We start from the raw sequence: 4,800 nt of genomic DNA, 5'->3' as shown, positions 1-4,800 counted from the left end.
CACCAGGCTGCGCAGGTGCGTGGTCTTGCGGCCGCACTGCCAGGCCGGGTCTTTCACCTCGCGCGCCAGCGAATGCCCGTGCTGGCGCAGGAACCAGCGCGGCACCGTGTGGGCCGAGGTCTTGCGATACACCACGGCGTTGCGCCAGCCCTTCACCTCGAACAGGTACACGCCGGCCTCGCACACCAGCGCCACGTCGAAGCGGGCGGTGGGAACGGCGCTGCCTTCGTACATCGGGATGACGAGGTCGCGCAGCACGTGCATGCGTCCGAAGGCGGGCTGAAACGCGGCAGCGAGCTGCTGGATGGCCAGCGCGGTCGCCGTGCTGCTCGCGGATTCGCTTTCCGGGGAGGTGCAGACGCGGCGCGCGGGCGCGGCGGGGTCCGGCTTCTTGTGTCCGTGGCCGGCCAGCGTGAGCAGGGGGCGGGCCGGGACTTTGTGCAGGGCAGTGGTCATGTAGGGCTCCTTCGGAACTCAAGGATTGCGCAACTTTCGGGAGACTTTGTGCAGAAACGGCAATTGATCGGCTTGCCCGCTCTCTCCGGTCCGCAGGTCGGCGACGGTGTCGATCGATGCGCCGCTTCCGATGCTTCCCATGAGCACGACCCATGCGAGCGCCAGCTCGCCGTTGGCTGCGGCCAGTACGTGGAGGTCGAGCAGCAGGCCCTGGAAGTCCTCCATGAGCTGCACTTCGGAAATCTCGCCACGGTCGCGGCGCAGCTTCGACGCCTCGAAGGCCTGTCGCGCATTCACGACGCGCGCGTACGCGGTGTTGGCGATGTCGCTCTGCATCTGCAGGCGGCGCAGCGCCTCGGCGACCTGCTCGCGTGCCTGCGCGATCGCACGCGCATAGAGGGGCTTGCCGGGCACTTCGATGTCTAGCGTCTCGTCGGCCGCCGCGTCGATGGAGCCCGCAGGCATCGCGGATGGATCGGCGTCGTAGAGCGCGGCAGCCAGGTTGATGTCGTTCCTGTTGGCAAGCACCGCCATCGGCAGTTCGCGCGGCACCTCGGCCGCGAAGCGGGGCAATGACTTGTCCTGCAGCGCGTCGGCAAGCATCTCTTCGAGCGCGGCGTTCGACATGCGGCACTGCCTGGCCAGGTATGCGACGTAGCTCGCGCGCTGGGCCTGCAGCTTGCCGATGGTGGCCTGCGCGGCGGCTTGGCGTTCTGCGAGCTGCTTGGCGAAGTCGTCGTGCGGCAGTGCGTCGCCCTTGATGAGCAAGGTCTGCCGCGCGACCGCCGCGCGCGTGTTCTCGAGGTAGACGAGTTCCAGCGTCTTCACCTTGAGTGCGATGTACGTCGCGGCAATGCCCGCTTCTGCATTGCCTCCGCGCGATGCAGCCATCAGGCCGTTCATTGCCGGGTCTTCGAAGCCGGCCCACCACGATTGCGAGCCCGCGTCGGCCTGTGCGCGCGTGCGCGCCTTGTGGTCGACGAACATGCCTGCCGCGAGCACCGAGGTCGAATGGACCATCGCGATGCTCGTGCTGGCGCATGCGGCGGCCAGTGCGCCGCACATCGTCGCCATCAGGATTCGTGAGCGCGTCACACCAGGGTCTCCAGCTTCGTCATGAGCGGATCTTTTCAGGCGATCTGGGAGAAATTTGAAGGACGGTGCAACAGCCCCGCACACGGGTTTGATGTGCGCGCACAACACTCCATGCGCGACACGGCCGAACCACCAAATTCCTCCCGAATTGGGCGAAACCATGCATGCAGCCGGTCGATACCGAGCGGCCGCATCAGACCTGAAACTGGAGAACCCTGAATGAAGAAAACCCTCACGGCATTCGCTGCCCTGGCCGTCTGCGGCCTGGCTTCTGCCCAATCGTCGGTCACGCTGTTCGGCGTCGTGGACGCCGGCCTGACCTACCAGTCGACGACCTCGCGCGACACCACCACCGGCGCGTCGGTCAAGCAAAGCAAGACGAGCCTGGGCAACTCCGCCTACAACTCCAGCCGCATCGGCTTCCGCGGCACCGAAGACCTGGGCGGCGGCCTGGCGGCGAGCTTCTGGCTCGAAGCGCCCATCACCAACGACGACGGCGCCACCGGCATCTCCACCTTCGCCCGCCGCTCCACCGTGAGCCTGTCGGGTGGCTTCGGCGAACTGCGCCTGGGCCGCGACTACACGCCCACCTTCTGGAACGACACCGTCTTCGACCCGTTCGGCACCAACGGCTCGGGCACCAACGTCATCAGCACCGTCAGCGGCAACACCACCATCAACAACGCCAACTACGTGCGTGCCAGCAACTCGATCGGCTACTTCCTGCCGCCGAACCTGGGCGGCTTCTACGGCCAGGTGCAGTACAGCCTGCACGAGAACGCCAGCACCGACGCGACCAGCACCACGGCCGCCTCGAGCAGCAGCGCGGGCCGCTACGTGGGCGGGCGCTTCGGCTACGCCAACGGCCCGCTGGACGTCGCGCTGGGCGTGGGCCGCAGCACCGTGGTGGACACCACCGCGCTGGAGCGCAGCGTGCAGACCATCAACCTGGGTGCTTCGTACGACTTCGGCCCCGTGAAGCTGTTCGGTGAGCTCTCGAACGTGAAGAACAAGTTCGACTACACCGCGGTGGCCGACAGGCACGACAGCTACAACGGCTACCTGATCGGTGCGACCGTGCCGGTGGGTGCGGGCCTGATCCGCGTGGCGTACTCGCAGGTCCGCTACAACGAAGGTACGGCCGGCATCACGGGCGAAGACCCGCTGGCGCGCAAGTTCGCGATCGGCTACGTGCACAACCTGTCCAAGCGCACGGCGCTGTATGCGACGGTGGCGCGCGTGAACAACCGCAACGACGTGAACTACACGGGCAGCCTGGTGTCGGCGAGCACCACGGGCTACGGCAGCACGGGCACGAGCTACACGGGCCTGCCGCGTTCCTCCACCGGCTACGACTTCGGCATCCGCCACGCGTACTGATCCTCTGATCGCTTGAGGATGTGACGGGGCAGCGGGGCCGCCGCAAAGGCGCCGCGCTGCCCGTTCCGGCCGCGCAATGGCTTGCGCGGACTCTGGAACACGCTGCACTCGGGAGGGAACCTCTGGGCAGCGAGGAGAAGGTGCCGCATTTCAAGGCAGTCAAATGAACAAACAGATATCCGCGCTCGCGCGCTGGTTGCGCGCGTCCGTGTTCCTGCTCGTCGCCTTCGGGTCGCTCACCGCGGCGCAGGCGCAGAACAGGATCGAGTCGGTCACGGGCTCCTTGCAGGCAGGCAGCGAAGTGCTGCGTGTCGATTTCTCCGAACCGCTGGCCGCCGAGCCGGGCGGTTTCGCCATCCAGTCGCCCGCGCGCATCGCGCTCGACTTTCCGGGCATGACCAGCAGCCTGGGCCGCGAGGCCATCGAGATGAGCCAGGGCAACCTGCGCTCCGTCAACGTGGTGCAGGCCGGCGAGCGCACGCGCCTCGTCATCAACCTCAAGCAGGCGACCGCGTACAAGACCGAGGTGCGCGGCAAGTCGCTGCTGGTGACGCTCCAGCCCGCCGCGGGCCCGGCGCTGGCGACTTCCACCTCGGCCACCTTTGCCGAGAACCGCAACCGCGACGTGCTGCCGCTGCGCGACGTCGACTTCCGCATGGGCACCGAGGGCGCGGGCCGCGTGGTCGTGTCCCTGCCCAATGACCAGGTCGGCGTGGACATCCGGCAGCAGGGCAAGGGCCTGGTGGTCGAGTTCACGAAGTCGGCGCTGCCCGAGGGCCTGAACCGTCGGCTCGACGTGTCCGACTTCGGCACGCCCGTGCAGACGGTGAGCATGCAGCAATCGGGCGACCGCGTGCGCATGGTGATCGAGCCGCGCGGCGAGTGGGAGCACAGCGCCTACCAGAGCAACAGCCAGTTCGTGGTGGAGGTGCGCCCGCGCAAGGTCGATCCGACCAAGCTGACGCAGGGCGTGGGCTACAACGGCGAGAAGCTGTCGCTGAACTTCCAGAACATCGAGATCCGATCGCTGCTGCAGGTGATCGCGGACTTCACCAACTTCAACATCGTCACCTCCGACTCCGTCAACGGCACGCTCACGCTGCGGCTGAAGGACGTGCCCTGGGACCAGGCGCTGGATATCATCCTGGAGGCGAAGAACCTCGGCATGCGCAAGAACGGCAGCGTGCTGCGCATCGCGCCGGAAGACGAGCTCAACGCCAAGGAGAAGCTCAGGTTCGAATCGCAGGCGGCGATCCAGAGCCTGGAACAGCTGCGCACGCAGTCGTTCCAGCTCAACTATGCGAAGGCCGCCACGGTGGCGCAGGGGCTCATGGGTACCGGCAGCAGCGCCGGCGGAAGCAGCGGCGGCGCGGGCGGGGCAACGCGCATCCTCAGCGCGCGCGGCAGCGTGCTGGCCGAGGTGCGCACGAACCAGCTCTTCGTGACCGACATTCCCTCGCGCCTCTCGCAGGTGGCCGATCTCATCCAGAAGCTCGACGTGCCGGTGCGGCAGGTGCTGATCGAGGCGCGCTTCGTGGAGGCCACCGACACCTTCAGCAAGTCGCTGGGCGCGAAGCTGGGCGGCGGCTTCGTCAACGCGAACTCGTCGGTGGGCGTGACGCCTTCGGTCAGCTCCAGCACCACGAGCGGCGTGACCACCACCACGAGCACCAACACCTATTCGAGCACCAGCTTCGTCAACCTGCCCGCGACCAGCACCACGGGCGACGCGGTCGGCACCTTCGCGCTGTCGCTGTTCAACTCGGGCCTCACGAAGATGCTCAACCTCGAGATCTCCGCGCTGGAGGCGGACGGCAAGGGCAAGGTGGTGTCGAGCCCGCGCGTGGTGACGGCCGACCAGACCAAGGC

The 4,800-nt window shown here is 67.3% G+C and carries 4 protein-coding genes; 2 read left to right on the top strand and 2 right to left on the bottom strand.

All coding sequences use genetic code 11. The annotated features are described in order from the left end of the window. Together ACT6S0_RS26530 and ACT6S0_RS26525 are read right to left on the bottom strand one after the other, a co-directional pair. On the bottom strand, positions 1-456 hold a 456-nt coding region (locus tag ACT6S0_RS26530), incomplete at its 3' end, for a nuclease-related domain-containing protein (protein ID WP_444766727.1). A gap of 18 nt (positions 457-474) precedes the next feature. Continuing rightward, a complete protein-coding gene (locus ACT6S0_RS26525) occupies positions 475-1,551 on the bottom strand; it encodes a hypothetical protein (protein WP_444766726.1) in 1,077 nt (358 codons plus the stop codon). Between the two features lie 219 nt (positions 1,552-1,770). On the opposite strand from ACT6S0_RS26525, the gene ACT6S0_RS26520 reads away from it, so the two are divergent. After that, the gene (locus ACT6S0_RS26520) at positions 1,771-2,931 is read left to right on the top strand and encodes a porin (RefSeq protein WP_444766725.1); all 1,161 of its coding nucleotides are present in this window, start codon (positions 1,771-1,773) and stop codon (positions 2,929-2,931) included. Between the two features lie 163 nt (positions 2,932-3,094). Next, positions 3,095-4,800 (top strand): type IV pilus secretin PilQ (gene pilQ, locus ACT6S0_RS26515; RefSeq protein ID WP_444766724.1); only part of this gene is annotated, 1,706 nt, incomplete at its 3' end.

This window comes from Roseateles sp., assembly GCF_052436255.1.
Classification (GTDB): Bacteria; Pseudomonadota; Gammaproteobacteria; order Burkholderiales; family Burkholderiaceae_C; genus Pelomonas.
Note: the sequence above shows the minus strand (reverse complement) of the source record. Positions and strands in the feature narration are given on the sequence as shown.

Bases quoted from the DNA above. Each gene is read 5' to 3' on its own strand.
- ACT6S0_RS26520 (WP_444766725.1), top strand. From the start codon at position 1,771: ATGAAGAAAACCCTCACGGCATTCGCTGCCCTGGCCGTCTGCGGCCTG.